The sequence below is a fragment of the Alteracholeplasma palmae J233 genome, assembly GCF_000968055.1.
Classification (GTDB): domain Bacteria; phylum Bacillota_I; class Bacilli_A; order Acholeplasmatales; family Acholeplasmataceae; genus Alteracholeplasma; species Alteracholeplasma palmae.
The window spans coordinates 376152-398428 of sequence record NC_022538.1 but is presented as its reverse complement, the minus strand read 5'-3'; the positions used below and the strand labels follow the sequence as shown (position 1 = coordinate 398428).

General features: G+C 28.0%; 18 protein-coding genes. 2 read left to right on the top strand and 16 right to left on the bottom strand.

Going from position 1 to position 22277, the window contains the following annotated elements; genetic code table 11:
* Window positions 1-17: 17 nt before the first annotated feature.
* Both yiaK and BN854_RS01925 read right to left on the bottom strand, forming a co-directional pair.
* Entirely contained in the window at window positions 18-1019 is a 1002-nt protein-coding gene (yiaK, locus tag BN854_RS01930; RefSeq protein ID WP_026656719.1) for a 3-dehydro-L-gulonate 2-dehydrogenase, read from the bottom strand.
* Between the two features lie 145 nt (window positions 1020-1164).
* Window positions 1165-5283 (bottom strand): DUF4011 domain-containing protein, encoded by a 4119-nt coding sequence (locus tag BN854_RS01925; RefSeq protein ID WP_045959695.1) that lies wholly within the window; start codon window positions 5281-5283, stop codon window positions 1165-1167.
* 139 nt (window positions 5284-5422) lie between these two features.
* Here BN854_RS01925 and BN854_RS01920 point away from each other — a divergent pair, with 139 nt between their 5' ends.
* Complete coding sequence (locus tag BN854_RS01920) at window positions 5423-6370, top strand: lactonase family protein (RefSeq protein WP_026656704.1); 948 nt, start codon at window positions 5423-5425, stop codon at window positions 6368-6370.
* 39 nt (window positions 6371-6409) lie between these two features.
* Here the strand turns inward: BN854_RS01920 and BN854_RS01915 are convergent, their stop codons facing one another.
* From BN854_RS01915 to BN854_RS01850, 14 genes are all read right to left on the bottom strand, one after another.
* Window positions 6410-7462 carry a type I phosphomannose isomerase catalytic subunit gene (locus tag BN854_RS01915; RefSeq protein WP_026656695.1) on the bottom strand — a complete coding sequence of 351 codons (1053 nt, stop codon included), beginning with the start codon at window positions 7460-7462 and terminating at the stop codon, window positions 6410-6412.
* A 71-nt stretch (window positions 7463-7533) separates the two neighbouring features.
* Complete coding sequence (locus BN854_RS01910) at window positions 7534-8769, bottom strand: aminopeptidase (RefSeq protein WP_026656689.1); 1236 nt, start codon at window positions 8767-8769, stop codon at window positions 7534-7536.
* Between the two features lie 54 nt (window positions 8770-8823).
* Window positions 8824-9816 carry an oxidoreductase gene (locus BN854_RS01905; protein ID WP_026656682.1) on the bottom strand — a complete coding sequence of 331 codons (993 nt, stop codon included), beginning with the start codon at window positions 9814-9816 and terminating at the stop codon, window positions 8824-8826.
* A gap of 4 nt (window positions 9817-9820) precedes the next feature.
* Window positions 9821-11554, bottom strand: a complete 1734-nt coding sequence (locus BN854_RS01900; RefSeq protein ID WP_026656674.1) for an ABC transporter ATP-binding protein — start codon at window positions 11552-11554, stop codon at window positions 9821-9823.
* Window positions 11551-13281 (bottom strand): ABC transporter ATP-binding protein, encoded by a 1731-nt coding sequence (locus BN854_RS01895; RefSeq protein ID WP_026656666.1) that lies wholly within the window; start codon window positions 13279-13281, stop codon window positions 11551-11553. Before BN854_RS01895 ends, BN854_RS01900 begins: the two co-directional genes overlap by 4 nt.
* Before the next feature lie 176 nt (window positions 13282-13457).
* Entirely contained in the window at window positions 13458-14147 is a 690-nt protein-coding gene (locus tag BN854_RS01890; protein ID WP_026656657.1) for an LrgB family protein, read from the bottom strand.
* Window positions 14140-14484, bottom strand: coding sequence for a CidA/LrgA family protein (locus BN854_RS01885; protein ID WP_026656649.1), 345 nt, complete (start codon window positions 14482-14484; stop codon window positions 14140-14142). Before BN854_RS01885 ends, BN854_RS01890 begins: the two co-directional genes overlap by 8 nt.
* A gap of 78 nt (window positions 14485-14562) precedes the next feature.
* Window positions 14563-14871 (bottom strand): hypothetical protein, encoded by a 309-nt coding sequence (locus BN854_RS01880; protein ID WP_026656640.1) that lies wholly within the window; start codon window positions 14869-14871, stop codon window positions 14563-14565.
* A gap of 131 nt (window positions 14872-15002) precedes the next feature.
* A complete protein-coding gene (locus BN854_RS01875) occupies window positions 15003-15290 on the bottom strand; it encodes a hypothetical protein (RefSeq protein WP_026656632.1) in 288 nt (95 codons plus the stop codon).
* A gap of 111 nt (window positions 15291-15401) precedes the next feature.
* On the bottom strand, window positions 15402-16184 hold the full coding sequence (locus BN854_RS07415) for a helix-turn-helix domain-containing protein (protein WP_026656623.1): 783 nt from the start codon (window positions 16182-16184) through the stop codon (window positions 15402-15404).
* Window positions 16177-17946, bottom strand: coding sequence for an ABC transporter ATP-binding protein (locus BN854_RS01865; RefSeq protein ID WP_026656615.1), 1770 nt, complete (start codon window positions 17944-17946; stop codon window positions 16177-16179). The genes BN854_RS07415 and BN854_RS01865 overlap by 8 nt, the downstream gene beginning before the upstream one ends.
* Window positions 17943-18863 carry an ATP-binding cassette domain-containing protein gene (locus BN854_RS08090; protein ID WP_407921729.1) on the bottom strand — a complete coding sequence of 307 codons (921 nt, stop codon included), beginning with the start codon at window positions 18861-18863 and terminating at the stop codon, window positions 17943-17945. Before BN854_RS08090 ends, BN854_RS01865 begins: the two co-directional genes overlap by 4 nt.
* A 1041-nt stretch (window positions 18864-19904) precedes the next feature.
* Window positions 19905-20447 carry an NADPH-dependent FMN reductase gene (locus BN854_RS01855; protein ID WP_026656597.1) on the bottom strand — a complete coding sequence of 181 codons (543 nt, stop codon included), beginning with the start codon at window positions 20445-20447 and terminating at the stop codon, window positions 19905-19907.
* A gap of 2 nt (window positions 20448-20449) precedes the next feature.
* Complete coding sequence (locus tag BN854_RS01850; protein ID WP_026656588.1) at window positions 20450-20878, bottom strand: RrF2 family transcriptional regulator; 429 nt, start codon at window positions 20876-20878, stop codon at window positions 20450-20452.
* Window positions 20879-21002: 124 nt separating this feature from the next.
* Here BN854_RS01850 and BN854_RS01845 point away from each other — a divergent pair, with 124 nt between their 5' ends.
* Window positions 21003-22271 carry an adenylosuccinate synthase gene (locus BN854_RS01845; protein WP_026656579.1) on the top strand — a complete coding sequence of 423 codons (1269 nt, stop codon included), beginning with the start codon at window positions 21003-21005 and terminating at the stop codon, window positions 22269-22271.
* The last annotated feature ends 6 nt before the right edge of the window (window positions 22272-22277 follow it).

Genomic DNA, 22277 nt, shown 5'->3' with positions numbered 1-22277 from the left:
ATTATTGTAGCATATTTTTATAAACTTTCAATCTTTTTCCACACTTCTTCTAATACAGGAATCCCCAATTCTAAGTTTTCTTTTCTAGTTTTTAATTCGATTTCCCCAGGATAAAATATTTTTCCATCTTTTGTAGTTGGTGTTGATGCTTTTATATCCTTAATAACATTATCTATTATTTTATCAATTTGTTCTTTTGTATTATTTAAATTAGGTTCAATTGCTATAAAAACTTGAGAAATACCATATTCATCTTCAAGTTTTCCAACATCAGTAACTGATCTACCATTTGATAAAACAGCAGCAACCAAATCTAAAACAATTGATAACCCGCTACCTTTCCAATAACCTGTTGGTAAAACTCTTCCTGATTTTTCAATTTCTTCAGGGTTTTTAGTTAAATTTCCTTTTGTATCAAAACCACCATCAACAGGTAAATCTTGCCCTTTCATTCTGGCTTCTTCAATTTTCCCATAAGCAAATTGGCTCATTGCCATATCTAAAACAACATGTTCCTTATTACTTTTTGGAATTGCAATAATAAAAGGATTATTTCCTATCTTAGGTTCAACTCCACCCCAAGCAGGCATATTGGGCATGGTATTTGTAAAACAGATGCCTATTTTACCTAGGTTTGCGGCTTGCCAGCCGTAAGCACCCCCACGCATCCAGTGGTTTGTATTGTTTAAAGCAACAATTCCAATCCCATATTTATCCGCAAGCTCACATGCTCTATCCATTGCTTTAGAAGCATTTAAAACTCCAATACCTAAATTCCCATTCCATCTTTCAAACCCATTAAAACCAAATTCTACCGTTGGTTTTTTATCTTTTTTCACATATTCTTTATCTATGTAAGAAACGAATCTTGGAAATCTATTGACACCATGAGAATAAATACCATCTAAACTGTTTTTAGCAAATATTTTTGCAGCGTTGTTGGCATCTACTTCACTTACTCCGTGATTAACTAAGATAGCTTGTAACTTTAAAACGAGATCATTATACTTTATTCTCATACTACACTTCCTTTCTTTTCTTCATTATAAACAAAAAAAAGTTTTTTGTAAACGCTATTATCTTGGCAGTTTTATATACAGTCTATAAAAAAAGAAAAACTATAAGAGCTTTTTTACATGTCTCTATAAGTTTTTCTAGTCTTTTTTATTCAGTAATAACACCTTGTGAATATGTAATTTCTTTCTTTTCATTCCATATTTCTAGCCATTGTTGAATTCTTTTTACTTCATGTATACTTAATTTTTTTGTTTCATAAAGTGGAGCTAATCTCTTCATTAAATCTAGTTCAGTGATTCCTTCTTCTTTATCAATAACTTCTAAAATAAATCTTTTTACATATTGGACAATTGTTTCATCATCTGTTCTAGGCAGATTTTCCACAGTAATTCTTATCATTTGTCCTTCTAATAGATCTCTTTTACTTGGCTTTTCTAAAACTTCTTCTTCAATAGTGTCTAAAATTTCTGGTTTTTCTTCCACTTGTATTATTTCAGGTTCAATTTCTTTAGGTTTTTCTATAATAATTTTTTCTTCTGGTACCTTGACATACTTTTTAATTTGATAGTTTTCAATTTGTTCTAATAAACTTTTAAGCTCATTTTCTTTATTTTGATACCAAGCAATACCATCTATTTTAATAATTGCCCAATTTTTTTGTTTAATTAAACTTGGTGCTAAAATATTTCTATCTTTTAATGTTGGTAATTTAGCATAGCCATGATTATCAATATAAATACAAATAGCTTTATTTTCATCTTCTATTGATAAACTATTAAACAATTTTTCATTATAATAAACTTTATATTGATGTTCTTTTAAAGATACATATATATCTTTTGTAAGGCTATCTTGTGGATCTTGATAAGTAATTTTATTCTTTTTAAGTTCATAGGCAAACTCTAAATATCCTTTTAAAAAGGCTATTCCAGGGTTTTTATTAGGATCTGATAAGTCACTTGGTAAAATAGATGAAACAATATTCATCTCTTCTCTAGCTCTTGTAATAGCAACATTCAATCTTCTATATCCAACTGCTTGGTTGATAGGACCGAATCTGTAGCTTAACTTACCTTCTTTATTCTTACCATAACAAATACTTAAATAAATAACATCTCTTTCATCGCCTTGAACGTTTTCAAGATTCTTAACAAAGAAATATTCTTCTTTTTCATCATCAAAGAATTTATCTAAACCTGATTCATGCTTTAACAGTTTTCTTATTTGGTAGTCAATTTCCTTTTCTTGTTTTCTACTAAAGGCAATCACTCCTAATGAAAGATTAGGTGTCTTTCTTGCATGTTCTATTACTTTTTTTGCAATATATTCAGCTTCTTTTCTGTTAATTTGATTATCATAATATCCTTGTTCTAAGTGATGGTATTTGATACCTTCTGCCTGGAAACTTGGTTCTGAAACAGCAATTAAACTTTGATATATTTTTTTATTAGAATATTCAATCAGTTCACTATATTTACTTCTATAGTGCCAATTTAATTGATAGCTTGATAAACTTGTTCTAGCAATGTCTAAGATAGATTCGTAATCACTGATTTCCTCATATTCTTCATCTTCTAATTCCATTACTTGACTGAAGAATTTAGTTGGTGGAAGTTGTTCGTGGTCCCCACAAATAATTACTTGAGACGAACGATAGATAGACCCAATCGCATATTCTGGAACTACTTGTGACGCTTCATCAAATATAACTAAATCAAATAAGTTAGCTGTATTCGGTAAAAATGCACTTACTGTAACAGGAGACATTAACCAACAAGGTTTCATTTTTAATAATGTATCAGGAATTAAATCAATAAGTTGTCTAACTGTTTTCTTTCCTCTTGTTTTTAAGTTTTCAGCTAAAATAGTCTTTACTTCACTACTGTTTTCTTTTGGATAATGGTAGAAAACATTTTTCTTAATTCTATGTATATTCTCTTCAAGTTTTCTTTCTTCTAGTTCAGAAAATAATTTTTCATCTTCTAATACTAGTTCGTTGGTATCTTCTATTGGTGTTTTAAACTCTAAGTATTGCATCCATTCTAAATAATAACGTTTTAAGATGATTTTATCCCATGATGCTAAATCATATTCTTTAATACTTTCATATAACTTAGTTATCAGTGGATCTTTTATTTTATCTTCATACTTTTTCTTAACAAAATAAGGTTTAAGCAATTCATAATTTGTTAATATATCGTTTAGTGGTTTTATTTGTTTATTTTCTAATTTTGTAAAATTATTTTTTTCATATAAAGTATTTAAAAAATCTAGACTTCTTTGCGTGCTTGTTAGATAGTCTTTAATTTCTTTGTGATTATCTTTTCTTTCGCTTAAAGTAAGTAGAGTTTGTTTTTCTAAATCTTTTTTACTCATTTTTTTAGGAAGGTTTAATAACCAATTAAATATTTTTTTATCTTCTTTTAGATTATGATAATTTTTATTTTTTTCAACTACTTCAAAATATTCTTGATATGATGTTAGCAGCTCAACTAAATCATTCTGTTTAATTTTAGCATCATTGATATACTGAGTGACTTCTTTAAATAACTCTTTATATTCTTTACTGTGGCTACCTAAAAAACCTTTAGTCTCAGATAAAACGTGAATAGTCTTTTCATAATCTTTTTCAAATAACTGATAGTCTATTCCTAGTTTTTTTATTTCCTTTAGCTTAGTTTCGATCAATTCTATTTCTTCTAAGGCTTGTTGGTAGTTTTTAACTTTAAGGTGATTTTCAAATTGTGGCATTTGGATGAGATAGTCATATAATTTTTCAGTTAATTCTAACTCTTTTATATCTTCTACTTCCAATTGGTACTTTTCCTTTATTTCAATTGATTTTTTTAGATTATTTTGGATATAAATAATTTCTTCTTGAAAGAGCTCTTTTGGCATTTTAAAACTATCTTTTAACTGTTTAAATACCCTGGGCATTTCTTTTTCATTAAGATCTACTTTTGATAATCTAGTAACTTGATCAATCATTAAGTGGAGTTCAGTTTCTTTTAAATCATAGATTTTTTCAAACTTATAATTTAAAATTGGGTATGCTTTTAATTCCAATAATTTACCATAAAGTTCATATAAAGATAATTCTAGATTAGGATTTTTAATATATAAGAATTTATAGTTTTTATTTAATTTTTCTTTTAATGCATCTAATCTGTTGTAAAGTTCACTTTCTTCATAATCAAAAACTTTATACTCTTCAATTGCATTTACTAATTGTTGAATGAGTTGATCTTTTTTAGTTTGATAGTGATGTAAATCTAGTGTAAATAAATCTAACCCTTTAGCTTTTAACTTTTCTGATACAACATCTAACGCTGCTTTTTTCTCTGAGACAAAAAGCACTTTCTTGTTAGATGCGATTGCTTGGGCAATCATATTAGTAATTGTTTGACTCTTTCCAGTTCCTGGAGGTCCTTGTAAAACAAAACTCATATTTTCAGTTGAAGCTAAAATAGCAGCTTCTTGTGATCCATCTGCGTTTAATATTTGATAATTATTTTTTTCTTTTAATGTTTCATCTAAGTTGCTTGGCAAAATGAAATTTTCTTGGTTATAATCTGCTTCATCCTTTTGATATAATCTTTGGATGATTTTATGAGTTTCAATTTGATTTTTATTTTCTAATAAATCTTTATATATATATAAATTAGTTGAAGAAAATAATCCTAAATAACTTTTTTGTATCACTTCATACTGATCTTTAATATTAGGTAATCCTTGTATGATATCAAGATAGTGTGTAATATCAAAAGCTTGGTGTTCTAATAAATCATGTACTGATAAGTCAATTCCTTCAAGCGATAGTTTATGGACTAAAGTTGGATTCAGAACAATCTCATCTTCATTGTAAGCTAAGTTTAATTGCTTAGAACCTTTTTTTGTAATTTCTACTGGAACCATTAATAATGGTGATAGTATTTCTTTATTGCTTGCAGGGTCAATCCACTTTAATAAGCCAAAAACTGCATATAGTGGGTGAAAACCATATTCATTAATCGTTAATTTTTGTTTTCTATATAAATTTAATAAATCATTTTCTAAATCAGTTTCTTCTCTATTTGTTTTAATTAAATTTAATTTATTTAAATGGATATTAAGTCCTTTATTGTCTTTTACAATCTGATCATAAAAATCTTGGAGATTTCCCAATATTTCAATATTTGTGCTTCTTTCTGGTCTAAAATTCAATTGAGGATTTCTCAAGCTTAAGTCTAGTGTTTTTTTCGCTAGATAATCTATTTGTTTTTGCATATTCCTCTCCTTTTTATAAATACATATACCCATTTATACCACTTTTAAGAGAAAATAACAACCTTCTAAACTCCGAAACAAGCAGTTTATTTTATACTTTTATTTTTTGCATGTTATAATGACATGAGAGGTGATTATTTTGAAATTTTTAATTGGAACCTATACTAAAAATAATAGTTTGGGTATTTATGAAGCATCAATTATTTCTGATAGGTTAGCTAAGCCAGAACTTTTTCTTACAAGCAGTAACCCTTCGTATTTAGATTACTATGATCGTTTTATTTTTTCCACTTATTCTGATTTCAAGGAAGGTGGCTTGAGTATTTTTAAAGATAACAAACTTTTAGTTCAAAGCATAGACAATGGAAAAGGTCCGTCTCATATAAGTTATGCTAAAAACTTAAAAATGGTCTTTACAGCCAATTACACAAGAGGCGAGATAAGAACTTATACTTTTAAGAAAAACGTCTTAAACTTGCACGAAACAATCCTTCTAGGTGATAATTCTCATGCTCACCAAATATACTATGATCATAAACTAAGAAGAGTGATAGTTTGTGATTTAGGATTAGATACTGTCTTTGTTTATAAAGTATCTCTTTTTAAAAAACTTATTTTAGACTATAAGTTTACTCTAGCAGTAAAAAGCGGACCTAGACATCTTGTGATTCATCATGATTATCATAAGTTCTATATAGTTGCCGAGTTAAGTAATCAAATTTTTGTTTATGATTATAAAAAACATGAATTACTAGATCCTTATTCTACTGTCGCAGATGAAACTAAAATGGGACAACAAGCAGCGGCTATTAGACTCTTTAACAACGATTTATATATTTCTAATAGAGGCTTTGAAAATAGTATTGTTCATTTTAAAGCCGATAAAAATGGTTTAACATTGGTTAATAGTTATGATACGCATGGTAGTCATCCAAGAGACTTTAGTATTTCAAATGATGGTTCTTATTTAGTAGTAGGTAACCTTGAGTCTAATAATATTTGTTTATTTAAGAGAAATGAATATGGTTCTTTAAGCTTTTTAGATAGTATAGAAACACCAGAACCTACTGCCATCTTATTTTTATAATTGAATTAAAACCTAGTAGATTTTAAAGTCACTAGGTTTTTATTTTGGACCAAAACACTTAAAAATACGTGAAGGAATTTCAGGAATAATTTCTATTGTTTGTGTTTGATATGGAATAAAGAATTGTTCGCCTTGTTCATAAGTATATTGAGAGTCGCCACTTTTTATGATACCTTTACCCTCAATAATTACCATTCCGTAAAAAATGTTTTCTTCTGAAAGATAGTTTTTGCTTATATTCAGTTCTTTGAGTTTAAAATAATCAATGGTATCATAGCCAATAATTTCTTTTTCTTTTTGGGTGATTCTTCTAGGCTTAATAAAATATTTTTCTTTTATTTCACTTAAACTCATATATTTATAATTGAACAAATCAAACATCTTATCATAACCAATCCCCTGATGGATCAACTTTTCATCTATCTTAAGTCCTGATGGTGTATATTTTTCTACTCTGATTGTATAATCTGTGGGTTCTTGAATTTCAACTAGAAAGCAGCCGCTTCCAATGGCGTGTGGCATTCCACCTTCTATTAAAATACAATCTTTTTCATTCACTTCTATTTTGTTAAGTGCATTTAGCATGCCATTAATATCTTGTTTATCAAACAATTCTTTAAAATATGCTCTTGTAATTCCTTTTTTAAAACCTAGATAAACATGTGGTTTTTCATTTTCTATTGTTCTTCCTTTTAAAAAGTACCAACATTCAGTTTTACCAAATTCAGAATTAAAATAAATGCGTGCGTCTTTCTTATTGGGATGCACTTGTAAGGTTAATCTTTCAAGTGAGTCTATAAATTTAACTAAAACTGCCGTTGTTAACCCATATTTTTGATAAAAGGCTTTTCCTAGTGTTTCTTCAGGGTTATTTTCTATATATGTTTTCAGTGTCATATTTAAATCTGGTATATAGCTTAATCCTTCCCCTTTTGTTGGTTCAGGGTTAATTGCCTCTGTTATTGACATAATCCATTCTTCTGGATAATGACTGTCAGATGCATCCTTTTTTTGATGCATCGTATCAATTAATTTTCCACCTGTATAAGTGCGCCATACTCTTTTATAATCAAGTTTTAGTATTTCTTTCATGTGATCTCCTTTTTAGTTATCAATTAAAAAAATTGAGTCTGCAATAAAATGCAAACTCAAAAAATTATTTATTATATTACAAAGTTACCATCTTTAAAGACAACAACTTCTGTCCCATCATATTGTGTACCAATAATTTGCATATCGCTTGATCCAAACATAAAGTCAACATGAACCATAGATTGGTTATATCCTTGTTTTTCTAATTCTTTTAAAGAAGCTGTTAAGCCACCTTTGATATTCATTGGGTAGGCTCTACCAAGTGCCATATGGCAAGATGCGTTTTCATCAAATAAAGTTGTTAAGAATAAAATATTTGTTTTTGAAATAGGAGAATCATGAGAAATCAATGCAATTTCACCAATAGATCTTGATCCTTCATCTGTATTAAGTAAACTTTCTAAAGCACCTTTTTCTTTTTTAGCATCAAAAGCAACCACTTTACCTTTTTTGAATTCTAACCAGAATTCATCGATTAGCTTTCCTTGATAATTTAAAGGTTTAGTTGAATACACTTTTCCTTCAGTTACTAATTTATCTGGCATAGTAAAGTTTTCTTCTGTTGGTATATTAGGATTAAAATAAACGCCTTGTGTAGATTTTTCTCCACCACCAGCCCAAATATGGTTTTTAACAAGTCCTACTTTTAAATCAGTTCCTAAACTATTTTTAAAATGTAGATGTTTAAAGTTATAATCATTTAATACTTTATTATGTTTAGATAAAGCTTCATTGTGTTTTTCCCATTCTAAAACTGGATCGTTACTTTCAGTAACACGGCATGCATTAAAGATTGCATCCCATAGAGCTTCAACAGCTTTGTTTTCTTCTAAATTAGGGAATACTTGTTTTGCCCAAACTGGATTTGGGTTAGCAACGATTGTCCATTGTGATTTATTTCCCATAACGTGAGTTTGGAAAAAAGATAGACTCTTCTGTGAAGCGATTGCTGCTTTTTGCATTTTAAGTGGATCAATATCTCCGTTTAAACCTGGGATTGGTGATGTTACTGAGATAAAGCATGAGTCATTTTCTACAAAGTGTTTATACTGTTCTACTTGCCATGTATCAACTTCTTCTAATGTATCTACTGATGCATATTGAAATAAGTCATGACTTACATAGTCATCAGCCCAAACAACATATACTTTTTTAGCTCCTGCTAAGTAAGATTCTTTTGTAATAAGTCTTGTTAATTCTTTTGTTTCAGTAGTTGTTCTAATGACTACGTATTGATTTTTTTGAACATTAGCACCCACTTTAACTGCTAATTTAGCATATTTTTCTAGTAATTGTAATGAAGGCATCTTTCCATCTCCTTAAATGTTTGTTTAATATTATAACATAGTAAATTTAAATTGTTACTGAATTTTAGCTCTGAGATATGGTTTAGGCCATTCTAGTTCTGTCTCGTTTAGTAAAAAATAAGGCTCTCTTAAAAGTTTTCTTCCCATATAAATAAAATCTATAGAGGTTTCTTCTAATATTTTGTTTGCTAGTTCTGCTGTTTGAACAAGTCCTCCTGCAATTACTTTAAGTCCTGTTTTTTCTTTAATAGTAATGGCTGGTTTAATTTGATATTCAGGATAAGTTTCAATTGTTTTCAAAACAATTCCCCCTGTTGAGACATTGATAATATCTATATTATAAATCTTTAATTCATTAATAATCTTACTTAAATCTTCAGGCGTTAATCCTTTTTCATCATATTCAGTGGCAGAAATCCTAATTTGTAGAATTCTATCTTCTAAAAAATACTTTTTTATTTCTTGAATCACTTCAACTAAAAATCTAGATCCTGCTTTATATTCATCTGTTCTGTGATTTGAAAGTGGGGATAAAAACTCATTAATCAAATATCCATGAGCCGCATGTATTTCTAAAATATCATAGCCTATATCATAAGCTCTTTTAGCACTTTTGCCAAAGGCTTTTATTACTTCTTGAATATCTTCTAATGTCATTTCTTTAGGCTTTTTCAAATCTCCAAAAGCAATACTACTTGGACCATAAGTAATATCAGGTACCTGGGATTTTCTACCTGCATGACTTAATTGAATTCCAACAATTGTACCTTCTTTTTTTAAGTCTTGGACAAGTCTTTTTAAAGGTTCTACTTGTTCTTCATTCCATAATCCTAAATCATTTACAGTAATTCTACCATTTGGCATAACAGCGGTTGCTTCTTGAATAATAGTCCCAACTTGTCCATATGCTCTTGTCATATAATGAACGTAGTGAAAACTTGTTAAAATACCATCTTCTTTAGTGACTTGATACATACACATAGGTGGCATAACAACTCTATTTTTAAAGGTAATATTCTTAATTGTAATAGGATCTAGTAATTTCATTTTATTAGTTCTCCTGGAATTGACTTTGGTAAAGTGTGTAATAAAAGCCTTCTTGTTCCATTAATTCCTTATGTGTTCCACTTTCAATGATTTCCCCATCTTTTAATACTAATATTTTATCAGCATTTTTGATGGTTGATAATCTATGTGCAATAACAAATGATGTCTTATTCTTTAAGAGTTGTTTGATTGCTTCTTGTAACATTAATTCAATTCTTGTGTCTACTGTTGAAGTAGCTTCATCTAATATTAAAATATTTGGATTTGCTAGGATTGCTCTTGCAATTGTAAGTAACTGCTTTTCTCCTTGAGAAATGTTATCAGCTTCTTCATTAATGAGCATATCATAACCTTGCGGTTGTGTTTTTATAAAATGATCAACATTCGCCTCTTTAGTTGCGTTTAACATTTGTTCTTCTGTGGCATCTTCTCTACTATACTTAATATTATCTCTTAAAGTACCTCTAAATAGCCATGTGTCTTGTAAAACCATTCCAAACACTTCTCTTAAGTCATCTTTTTTCATGTCTCTTAAATCAATTCCATCTAATAGAATTGATCCTTCGTTAACATCATAAAATCTCATTAAAAGGTTGATAAGAGTTGTTTTTCCTGATCCAGTTGGTCCAACGATTGCAATCATTTGCCCTGGTTCTGCAGTAAAACTTATATTTTTTAATATTGGCTTATTTGGATCATAGCTAAATGATACATTCTTAAACTCAACTAATCCATTTAATTCTTCAGGGTACATGGCATCTTTTTTATCTGGTTTTTCTTCTTCTTCATCTAGAAAATCAAACACTCTTTTAGCAGCTGCAGATGAAGATTGTAAAACTACTGACATTTGAGTTAATTCACTAATAGGTCCACCTAAACGCCAAATATATCTAATAAAGGCTTGTAAGACCCCGATAGCAATCACATCTTGGATAGCTAAATTTGCCCCGACAACAACAGTAATAACAATAATAGCGTAAGTTAATCCGTTTAAAATAGGCATTAAAAGACCTGATAAAAAATTAGACTTAAATACTAATTCTGATAAATTCTCGTTAGTTTTGGCAAATTCTTTAATTAAATTTTCTTGTTGGTTATATAATGTAATTTCTTTATAACCTGTATATTTTTCTTGAACATAACCTGTAAATCTACCGTATGCTTCATATCTACTAATAAATATTTTTTGTGATCTTTTTAAAAATACTTTAGATGAAATAAGAGCTAAAGGAATAATCATTACTCCAATTAAAGCAAGCATCCAATTCATTAAAAACATCATAATTACAATAAAAGTAATGAGTGCAACTGCAGAGACAACACTTGAAAAAGCTTGTTGAATACCATTTGAAATAGATTCTATATCTGTTGTCATTCTACTCATTGTATTTCCAAGTAACGTCTTATCAAAATATTTTACAGGAAGTAAGTGAATCTTTTTTTGAACATCGTTTCTTAAATTTCTCACAGCACTTTGAATAGATTTTGTTAGCAAGAAGTTAAAAACAAATCTTGAGGTACCTACTAGTGTATAAAAGGCAAATAAAATGATAATAATTAATAAAATATATTTATAATCTATCGGTTTACCATTTTTAATACTCTCAGAAATAGAAGTTGTAATAAGCCCTTCAACATATGGTGAAATACCTACTATAAAAGAAACCATGATTACTAATATAAGACTAATAATAATTTGTAATCTAAAAGGTTTTAAATAACTAAAAAATCTTTTCATATCATCACCTCTTCTATTAGATTTTGAGATAATGCAATCTCTTGATAAATTTGACAATTTTTAATCAATTCTTCGTGTTTACCAATAGCAACTACTTGCCCATGATGTAAGACAACAATTTTATCAGCAGCAACTATTGAACTTAAACGTTGTGCAACAATAAAAACAATAGATTCTTTTGTCTTACTAAATAAAGCTTTTCTTAATTCAAAATCTGTTTTGTAATCAAGAGCTGAAAATGAATCATCAAATATATAAACATCAGGTTTTTTAACTACAGCTCTTGTGATTGAAAGTCTTTGTTTTTGACCCCCTGATAAATTAGATCCTAATTCGCTTACTCTATCTTCTAAACCTTTTTCTTTTGATTGAATGAATTCATAACTTTGTGCTATTTTAGCTGCTTCTATCATTTCTTCTTCGGTTGCATCTTCTTTACCAAATAAGATATTAGATGCAATCGTTCCATTAAATAGTAAAGCTTTTTGTAAAATAAATCCTATTTTACTTCTTAATAAGTTTAGATCTAGATTTTTAATATCTTCTCCATTAAAACTAATGTTACCTTCTGTAACATCATATAACCTTGGAATAAGATTGATCAGTGTTGATTTTCCTGATCCGGTTGACCCCACAAAGGCAATCACTTCACCTTTTTTAGCCTTCAAATTAATATTTTTTAATACTGGTTCATCTGCATCTGGATATTTAAATGTTACATTGTTAAATGAGACTTCATGAATAGGTTCTATTTCTGTAATAGGATTTTCTATATTTTTAATAACTGGTTCTTTTTCTAATAATTCTTTTATTCTTCTTGAGGAAACCATTGTTCTAGGAAACATCATAAAGAGTAGTGAGAAAGTTAAAATTGAAAACATCACGTGGAATTGATAATCTAAAAATTCTACTAATTGCCCCAAACTAATCGTTTGTGCTTCAATGTATTTAGCCCCAAACCACATTAAAATTAAAATAGATACGTTCAGTAAAAAATAGAAAACTGGTTCAATTGAAACCATAATTCTAAAAAGCTTAATCGATGTATTTGTATAACTATCATTAACTTTAGAAAATCTTTCTTGTTCGTAAGGTCCTTTTCTAAAAGCTCTAATGACTCTAACACCTGTTAAGTTTTCTCTTGTTACTAAGTTTAACTGATCAAGATTTTTTTGTTGTCTTTCAGATAATTTTTTAGTAACCTTTATAATAATGAATAACCCGATAACAACAATTGGAACAACAAATATCGTACTTAAGGCAAGTTGTGGTGCTCTAATAATAATTAAGATAACAGTTAAAATAAGCATGATTGGAGCGAGCACTGCCGAACGATAAAAAGTTGAGACAAAGTTTAAGATTTGGAAAACATCTGTCGTAGTTCTAGTAATGATTGAAGATATTCCAATATCTTGAATCTCGTTTGGAGAAAAAGTCTGCACCTTAGCAAATATGTCATTTCTCAAGTCTTTCATGATATAGGCTGCAGTTCTAGATGCACAATAGTTTAATACAATATTACCAATAGCACCTAAAATAGCTACTGAAACTAGCCAGATAACAAACTGATAAACAACATCCATTTCTTTTTTTGCAATTCCCTCATCTATAATTCTAGAAATAATGAAAGGTAATCCTAATTCTGCACTTGCTACTAAAAAAATTGCAACAATGTTTAGTAAAAACAATCCCTTATATTTCTTAAGATATTTAAATATTAATTTCATTTTAATCATTCCTTCCTAAAAACAAAAAAGACTAACTAATCCTTTTAGAAAGGCTTAGGCAATCTTCTCCTATAATCGCATATGTTTAATTGTCTAAAAGGTATTATATGCTCTTTGACACCTAATATTTTACACTTTTTTTTATAAAAGACAACTATTATCCTTATGAAAACATTTTACAGTAAGCCTGAAAATATATTATAAAAAATAGGTGCTATAAGTACTGTCAATATACCTGATAAAATAAGTCCCAACGTTGCCATTGTGGTTTGAATTTCTCCTAGTTCTACTGCTTTAGATGTTCCAACAGCATGGGCACTAATTCCTAATGATAAACCTTGTGCAATAGATGATTTAATATTGAAGGCTTTAAATACATAAGGTGCTATAACAGATCCAAATACCCCTGTTACAATTACCACAACAATTGTTAATTGTTCTATCCCCCCAAGTTGGACAGCTATTTCTTTAGCAATTGGGGTTGTCACTGATTTAGGTAAAAATGTCGCCAGTAATTGTTTATCTGAATTCATAATAAAAATAAGTGCAGTGATTGTTATTGCATGAATTAAGGCGCCTAAAACAATTGTTATTCCTATTATTTTATAGTGTTTTTTTAAAACTTCAAAATATTGATATAGTGGTATAGCAAGGGCAACGGTTGCAGGTCCTATTAATAGTGTTAGAAATTTTGCCCCTTCATTATATTCTGTATAAGAAATATTAAGTATTTTTAAAATTCCTATCATCACTAAACTACTTATAAGTAAAGGATTTAAAAATGAAAGCTTTGATTTTTTTTGTAAAAGTAGTGCTAAACCATAAAGTACAACTGTTCCAAAAATAGATAATAAAATATTATTCATTTTTATCACCTGCCTTTGCAATTAAAGCACTTGATATAAGTGTTACTGTTGTAGAAACAATAAGTAATATAATTGTTTCTAACCAATATAATTTTAGTATATCAAACTGATCCATAACAGCAACCGTTAATGGAACAAATAAAAAAGCTAGATTATTTTTAAGCCATGATCCTGTTTCTTGTACCCATTCTAATTTAACTATTTTAAACTTTAGTGCTAAGAAAAATAAGATAAGTCCTATAATACTTCCTGGGAACGCAAAAGGAAGCACACTTGAAATAAGTTCTCCTAATAAAGTAAATCCTATAATGATTGATAATTGATATAAAATTTTCATTTTAATTCTCCATTAAACTATATAGTACTATTTTAACTCTTTTTAAAGATTAGTTTACTAGAAAACATTTTCAAACAACTATTTCTTTCTGAAAATATCTGTGTAAATATATTTTATTCCAAAATACGGAGCTACTATAAATAAAACTATCATATCACCAGCAACTATATTAGTACCTTCATCTATTTTTGATGCCTCACGAACCGCATAAGCAATCGTTGCTGGAAAAAAAGAAATCATTAATCCTATATACGCAAAAATAATATAACCGCTTAAATGTTCTGTTTGTTTATAGTCTTGACTTGCTATCATAAGAATAAAAAAAGATAATAATATTATTGTTATTATATACATCATTATTTTCATACCAAGTTTAAATTTTTTCATATATCCACCTTTTTATTAAGTAATTCTAAGTTTAACATTTTTTAAGGTTAATAACAAGATATTCTGTTTACCACTACCTATTAAAGATTTAATAAAAAAGTTATTCCTATTTAAAGAAATAACTTTATTGTCTACTTATTAAGTTGTTTTAAATCTAGATAGATATATTTAAATCCATAATATGGGATTATTGTAAATATAACATAATACGCAAATTCCATATCTTTACTTCTAGTACTTTTTTTATTTTCTGAAATAAAATAAAGGATTGCTGCTGGTAAAAGTACGAATGATAGACATAGATAACAAATAAGTAAGAAAATTAAAATATCACTAGATGCATCTAATCTCTTTAAAAATAATACTGATAAAACAGCTAGTGTTACTGTTACTAAATATAATATAATTCTTTTTGCCATGTAATTCTCCTGTATGAATTGATATTGTTAGTCAAAACAATCAGTATTATATCATATAAATTTAAGTGTTAATACAAATTACTCCACAAAATTTTATTAACTTTTACATTCCTATTTTTTTCTTCCAAACATTTTTAAAATATCAGATAAATCATATCCATCACCTGTAATAAATGGTAGTAAGGCAGTAATTGGACTAGGATTATCTTTTTGGTTTTCTCTTTTAACAATTTCTTTTAAAATACTGGAATCTAAAAATGGGGCTAAACTGATGATGAATTCTATTCCTTTTTTCTCATATGCTTTAAAAGCAACACTATTTAAAGCTTCAGTTGACATAAAAGGGGCTAGTCCTGTTAACATTCCTATATCAAAATGATCATCGCTAGAGTTCTTGACAATAATTTCACTTAAGAAACTTCCACTAATAAATGGAGCAAAGGCAATCATTTTTTTAGAATTTAGTATTTCTTTGTTTCCTTTAATAATTTTTTCTAGATCTTCTTCTTCTAAAAATGGGGCTATCATGATGAGTTTTTTAAATGGAATATCGTTAAAATCATCAAAGCTTTCTTCAAATTGTTGTGGTTTAACAAGTGGTAATAAGCTTTCTAATTCTTCTTCTTTTAAATCATTTACATCCACTTTTTCTTGATTAATAATTTTTTCTACAGTTTCAGACACTTTACTATTTCCTAATAGTTCATCAATTGTAACATTAAATATTTGAGATAATTCTGATAATTTTGATATATCAGGCATACTATCTCCTCTTTCCCAATTACTTACTGCTTGATATGTAATCCCTAATTTATCTGCTAATTCCAATTGTGTTAGATTATTATTTTTTCTTAGTGTAGATATTTTTTTACCAATTTCTTTCATATTAAACATGTGCTATATTCTCCTTTGTTATTTTATAATTTTTTGCTTGACTCATAAATAATTGATAATACAGACTTTCTTTATTTTTCATTAGTTCTTTATGTGGTAAAAAAGATTCCACTTTTCCATCATTAATTACTAATATTTTATCACAAAATGTGGATGAACTCATCCTATGAGAAATATAAATAGTTGTTTTATTTAAAACAATTTCATTAAAGTTTTCATAAATTGCGGCTTCTGTCATTGGATCTAGCGCTGATGTTGGTTCATCTAAAATAATTAAGTCACTTTGTTTATATAAAGCTCTTGCGATAGCCATTTTTTGTTCTTCTCCGCCTGAGAACATAACACCCTCAGGATCATAGTCCTTTGTATAACTTGTTTTCTCTTTAAATTTTAATCCTTCTATTTTATCTTTTAAGTCTACCTTATCTAATACTTTATATAGTAATTCTTTTTTATATGTTGGATCAATATTACTTGCTATATCATATGAAAACATTTTAAAATCTTGAAACACAGTTGAAAGTATCTTTCTATAGTTTTTAATATCATATTCTTTAATATTAATATCGTTTATTAATATTTCACCTTCTGTGACATCATACAGTCTTGTTAAAAGTTTAATTATTGTTGTTTTACCTGAGCCATTAAGTCCTACTATGCTAATCTTTTCATTAGCATTTATTTTAAAACTAATATTATTTAATATTTGATTTTTTGTATTGGGGTAAGTAAAACTAACATTTTTAAACTCTACAGTTTTTATTTCTTCTAATATCTTACTTCCCTTTTCTTCTGTGCTTTTTAACTCAGCTAACTCAATAAAAGGTGCTACATATTGACTTAACCCTTTTAATGTAATGAGTTGTCTTACAAAACTTACTAACGTCTGGTAGAAATTAAATATAATTTGTGTATAATATGTAAAACTTGAAATTAGTTTAGTTTGATAAAGTGTTTTAAATCCTAAATAAAGATATATGCCACCCATTTGAATATATTGTAAACTTGCAAGCAAACTCTCATATAAACTACTTTTCTTATTTAACTTGTCAAAATTTTTAACAGTTTTTTCGGTAAAGTCTTTTAGTTCTCTTTGCATCAATTTACCCATATCAGAAAATCTATATTCCTTAGCATATTTAACTTTACCAAGTTCACTTAAATAATAATTATATTTTCTGTTTACAGGAATAATGTCTTTATAAAAGCCTAATTGGGTTTTTAAACCCTTTAATATAACAAGAATACTCATAAGAGTAGTAACTCCTAAAATTGCGATAATAATATAATCATAAGCAACTAAAAGTGCTCCTAAAGAAACAATTGTTACAACAGATGAAAATGCACTTGATAGTTGAGCAAGCAATTGACCTATAGCATCCTGGTTATCATTAGCGAATCTAGCTCTTTCTTTTAGATCTAAATAATATGTATTTTCTAAATAGTGATAAGGCATATTCATAAGTTTTTTTGCAAGATAATGATTAATTTTTTGTTTAGTCTTAAGCGATTCATTTTCTTGAAAATACTCTAGAATTGTTTTTACTGTATATATTAAAACATTAATAACTACTAAGTAAAGCCCTGCTTTAAGCGCTTCTTCTTTCGTTTGATTTAATAGCATATCGATCATATATGTTATTTGATACATATTAAATATAAGACCTATGATTGTTACTCCAGAAACTAATAACATAATAAAGTAATATATTGGATTAATTCTAAATGTGATATTAACAAATTTTATAAGTTTTTTTATCATGCTTCTACCTCTTGATAATACTTTCCTTGTACTTCAAACATCTTATAATATAAACCTTTTTCTTTAATTAACTCATCATGAGTGCCACTTTCTTTAATTCCTTCTTTAGTTAATAAAATAATCTTATCGCAGAACTTTGTGCTAGATAGTCTATGAGAAATAAAGATTGATGTTTTGTTTTTTGCTACTTCATTAAAGTCAGAATAAATTTGTTCTTCTGCAAGTGCATCTAAGCTTGCTGTTGGTTCATCTAGTATCACAATAGGCGCATCTTTATAAATCGCTCTAGCGATATTAAGTTTTTGTATTTGCCCTCCTGATAAATCAATACCATTTGAATGGATTACTTTTAAAAGAGGTTGATCATATTTTAATTCTAAAGAATTTACCTTTTCTTCTAAACCAGACTTATTGATTGCTAGTTTTGCAAATTCTATATTTTCTTTTTTTGTCCCCATGACATTTTCTAAAATTGACCCTGCAAAGATTGCTGTATCTTGGAAGACCATCCCAAACATTTTATAGTATGCTTTTTGACTAAATAAAGCACTATCTATATTATTTACAAAAATCTTTCCTTCTGTTGGTCTTAACAATCCGCAAATAAGTTTTATAAGTGTTGTTTTACCAGCACCATTTTCACCAACAATAGCTATTTTAGAATTTGAATCTATTTTTAAATTAATATTCTTTAAAATATATTTATCACTATTAGGATACTTAAAACTTACATCTACTAGGTTAATTTCTATATCATTTAATAAAGGTAATTCATTTCCTTTTTCATAGGTAATTTCTTTAGAATCTATATATTTATAATAATCTTGTGTATATTTCAAATGCTGGCTAAATAAGCCTGCCTTTATACCAATATCATTTAAATTTATTGAAAGTAAAGTAATTGATGTTAATAACATCATAACTGATGAAATTTCTAAATTTTGATTAAAATACGATTCTATAATTAAATAATACGCTAATCCATTTCTAATAACTATTGAAATAATTTCAAACAGTTTTAAGAATAAGGACTTCCCTTTTATTTTATTGTATATTCTCAAAAGTCCTTTGCTTTCATTTTTATATGAATCAATTAAATGTTTGTCCAAGTCATATAATCTAATATCTTTACCATAAGAAAAATCGTAAGTTGTATTATAAAAATATCCTGTTTTTCTTCTTTTTAAAGCTAAATTATCTTTTTCTTCATATTCAATATTTGATATTTTTTTATAAATAAAATAGTTTATAATCATACCTAAGAAACAGGCTAAAGTAATGTAATAGTTAAACTGCGTTAGAATTATAATATAAACTAAAGCTGAGATAAATAACGATATTAATTGAAATGATAATGTATATGTATACTCAAACCCGTAATTATTACTTGATAGTGCAACTAAGGATGGCTCAATTTTCTTTTGAAAATCAGCATCTTCAAGATGGATATAATCAATATTTAAATACTTATCATAATACTTTTCAAATTGTATTAATCTGATATTTAAAAATATATTAGATGTTTTACTATTTGTAAATACTTTACCAAAAACTACTATACATAATATACCTGTATAAATCCCTGTATATAGAAGTACTTCTTCCAAATTTTCTTTAATAAATAAGTCTATAATTGTTTTAGAAAACACTACTGTAATATAACTAATTAAAGCAACCGATACTATTTGTATTAAGTAATAAATCCAGACATGAGAATACCCATTATCTTTTAATTCTAATATTTGTCTTTTAATTGTTTTTAATCCTAATTTCATAAAACGCCTCCTCTGATAGTTTTATTTTATACTTTCATGATAAAAATGACTATCAAGTGGTAATTGAGTTACTATTTTATGAACTAAATTTATAATTGAGTTGCCTTACTAAGACCTTAAAAGCACAAAAAAAGACTATTCATATTTGAATAATCTTTTATTTTTATCTTTATACTAATTTAATTATCTTACAGTTTTTAAAGCATTTCCCCATAAAATTACTTGATCAAACATTTCTTGGGCAATTGGTTCATGGTACGCAGCTGGTTTGAATTCAGCAAAGTCAACAAAGTCTGACATTAACATAAAGTTAACTGTTCTTTGTACTGAAGCTAATCCTTGTTCAGCAGCAACCAATCTATGAGCTTCGATTGCTCTAATTCCACCTAAACCACCGTATCCTACATAACCAACTACTTTATTTTGTAATTCTGGTTTTAAATAATCTGAGGCATTTTTAAATGCTCCTGGATATGAATGATTATATTCTGGTGTAACAAAGATGTATGCATCAAATGAAGCCATCTTATCTTGCCAAGCTTTAATTGTTTTTCCTTCTTGAGCAGTTGGAGTTAATCCAAGTAATGGTAATTTATAATCATATAAATCAACTAATTCAAATTCTGCATCTTTTCTTTTTTTAGATTGTTCTAAAACCCATTTTGAAACAGCTACTGCATTTCTTCCTTCTCTAACACTTAAACTAATAATTCCTATTTTTAACATTTTTAATTCTCCTCTTTTATTTTTTCTGTTACTTTTTTTGATATGTCACTGACATAATATTGTTTTAAACTTTGTTCAAGTGAGTTTGTAGCATTCACTAAAACCTCATCTATCGCATCATTCATTTTAGCCCCAATTGGACAAAATCTATTTGGATTAGGGTGAAGATTGAAAACTGAATTAGGCTCAATTGCACAATACACTTCTAACAAAGTAATTTCGTTGCCTTCTTTTAAAAGAGTGATTCCGGATACCCCTCTTTTAGTTAGAACTAATCCTGCTTTAGCTAGTTTAGATAAGATTCTTCTAATCACTACAGGATTTGTATTAACACTTTCAGACAATGAAATTGAAGTATGTTCTTTATCTTTATTTAAGTCCATATAACTTAATATATGTAAAGCCACACCATATTGTTGATTAAACTTCATACTTTCACATCCTTCATGTAATCATTATAGTTACATGTTACTTTTTTTTCAATTAATATGCTTTTTATTTTTTAATCATTTAAAAAAAATGTTAAAATAATAATGTTTTAAGGAGGACTAAAACATGATAAAAGCAATTGTAGGCGCCAACTGGGGCGATGAAGGTAAAGGTAAAGTTGTAGATATGTATGCTAATAACTATGATATTGTTATTAGATACCAAGGTGGTAGTAATGCTGGGCACACAATTATTAATGATTATGGTAGATTTGCTTTACATCAAATGCCATCAGGCGCATTTAGCAAGGATACTATAAATGTTATCGGAAACGGTGTTGCATTACATGTTCCAAATATTATCAAAGAAATAAATGAACTAAAAGAAAAGAGAATTACTCCTAATTTAGTCATTTCAGATAAAACTACGCTTCTTTTAAAATATCATATTTTATTTGATACTTACGAGGAAGAACGTCTAAAAGATAAAGGATTCGGATCAACTAAATCTGGGATTGCTCCATTTTATTCAGACAAATACTTAAAAATAGGTATCAGAGTACATGATTTATTTAATGATACAATTCTAAAAGAAAAAGTCAAAAATATTTGTTCAATTAAAAATCCTATTTTAAAAAACCTATATCATAAACCTTTACTAAGTGAAAATGAACTACTAGATGAACTCTATCAATACAAAGAATTACTCTCTCCTTATATTAAAGATACTGTTAAATTTATGCATGATGCCATTAAAAATAATAAAAATATTTTACTAGAAGGTCAGTTAGGTGCCTTAAGAGATCCTGAACTAGGTATTTATCCTTATGTAACTTCTTCATCTACTCTTGCTGGTTTTGCAAGTGTTGGCGTCGGTATTCCCCCTCATAAGATAGAAAGTATTGTTGCAGTAACAAAAGCCTATTCTTCTTGTGTTGGTGCTGGTCCTTTTGTAAGTGAAATTTTTGGTGAAGAAGCTCAAGAATTACGACTTCGTGGTGGAGATAAAGGTGAATTTGGGGCAACTACTGGTAGACCACGTCGTATGGGCTGGTTTGATTGTGTTGCCACTCGCTATGGGGCAACCATCCAAGGTGCAACCGAAATCGCATTAACATGCCTAGATGTTTTAAGTTACTTAGAAAACATTCCTGTTTGCATTGGATATGAAGTAAATGGTGTTTTATCTAAAGACTTTGATATTGCGACGTTAGATATTGCTAAACCTGTTTTAACTTATTTAAAAGGGTGGAAAAAAGATATCAGAGGTATTACAGATTTATCTTTACTTCCTAAAGAAGCATTAGAATATATTGCATTTTTAGAAAATGAAATCGGTGTTCCAATTACTATCATTTCTACAGGACCAAAAAGGTCAGAAACAATCTTTAAATAAAAAAAC

What these genes read in the sequence shown, in the direction of transcription:
- BN854_RS01880 (WP_026656640.1), bottom strand. Translation starts at nt 14,871, where the DNA reads ATGAAAAAATTTAAACTTGGTATGAAAATAATGATGTATATAATAACA.
- BN854_RS01890 (WP_026656657.1), bottom strand. Translation starts at nt 14,147, where the DNA reads ATGAATAATATTTTATTATCTATTTTTGGAACAGTTGTACTTTATGGT.
- BN854_RS01850 (WP_026656588.1), bottom strand. Translation starts at nt 20,878, where the DNA reads ATGAAGTTTAATCAACAATATGGTGTGGCTTTACATATATTAAGTTAT.
- BN854_RS07415 (WP_026656623.1), bottom strand. Translation starts at nt 16,184, where the DNA reads ATGTTTAATATGAAAGAAATTGGTAAAAAAATATCTACACTAAGAAAA.
- BN854_RS01885 (WP_026656649.1), bottom strand. Translation starts at nt 14,484, where the DNA reads ATGAAAATTTTATATCAATTATCAATCATTATAGGATTTACTTTATTA.
- BN854_RS01845 (WP_026656579.1), top strand. Translation starts at nt 21,003, where the DNA reads ATGATAAAAGCAATTGTAGGCGCCAACTGGGGCGATGAAGGTAAAGGT.
- BN854_RS01865 (WP_026656615.1), bottom strand. Translation starts at nt 17,946, where the DNA reads ATGATAAAAAAACTTATAAAATTTGTTAATATCACATTTAGAATTAAT.
- BN854_RS01905 (WP_026656682.1), bottom strand. Translation starts at nt 9,816, where the DNA reads ATGAAATTACTAGATCCTATTACAATTAAGAATATTACCTTTAAAAAT.
- BN854_RS01875 (WP_026656632.1), bottom strand. Translation starts at nt 15,290, where the DNA reads ATGGCAAAAAGAATTATATTATATTTAGTAACAGTAACACTAGCTGTT.
- BN854_RS01925 (WP_045959695.1), bottom strand. Translation starts at nt 5,283, where the DNA reads ATGCAAAAACAAATAGATTATCTAGCGAAAAAAACACTAGACTTAAGC.
- BN854_RS08090 (WP_407921729.1), bottom strand. Translation starts at nt 18,863, where the DNA reads ATGTTATTAACATCAATTACTTTACTTTCAATAAATTTAAATGATATT.
- BN854_RS01855 (WP_026656597.1), bottom strand. Translation starts at nt 20,447, where the DNA reads ATGTTAAAAATAGGAATTATTAGTTTAAGTGTTAGAGAAGGAAGAAAT.
- BN854_RS01915 (WP_026656695.1), bottom strand. Translation starts at nt 7,462, where the DNA reads ATGAAAGAAATACTAAAACTTGATTATAAAAGAGTATGGCGCACTTAT.
- yiaK (WP_026656719.1), bottom strand. Translation starts at nt 1,019, where the DNA reads ATGAGAATAAAGTATAATGATCTCGTTTTAAAGTTACAAGCTATCTTA.
- BN854_RS01900 (WP_026656674.1), bottom strand. Translation starts at nt 11,554, where the DNA reads ATGAAAAGATTTTTTAGTTATTTAAAACCTTTTAGATTACAAATTATT.
- BN854_RS01910 (WP_026656689.1), bottom strand. Translation starts at nt 8,769, where the DNA reads ATGCCTTCATTACAATTACTAGAAAAATATGCTAAATTAGCAGTTAAA.
- BN854_RS01895 (WP_026656666.1), bottom strand. Translation starts at nt 13,281, where the DNA reads ATGAAATTAATATTTAAATATCTTAAGAAATATAAGGGATTGTTTTTA.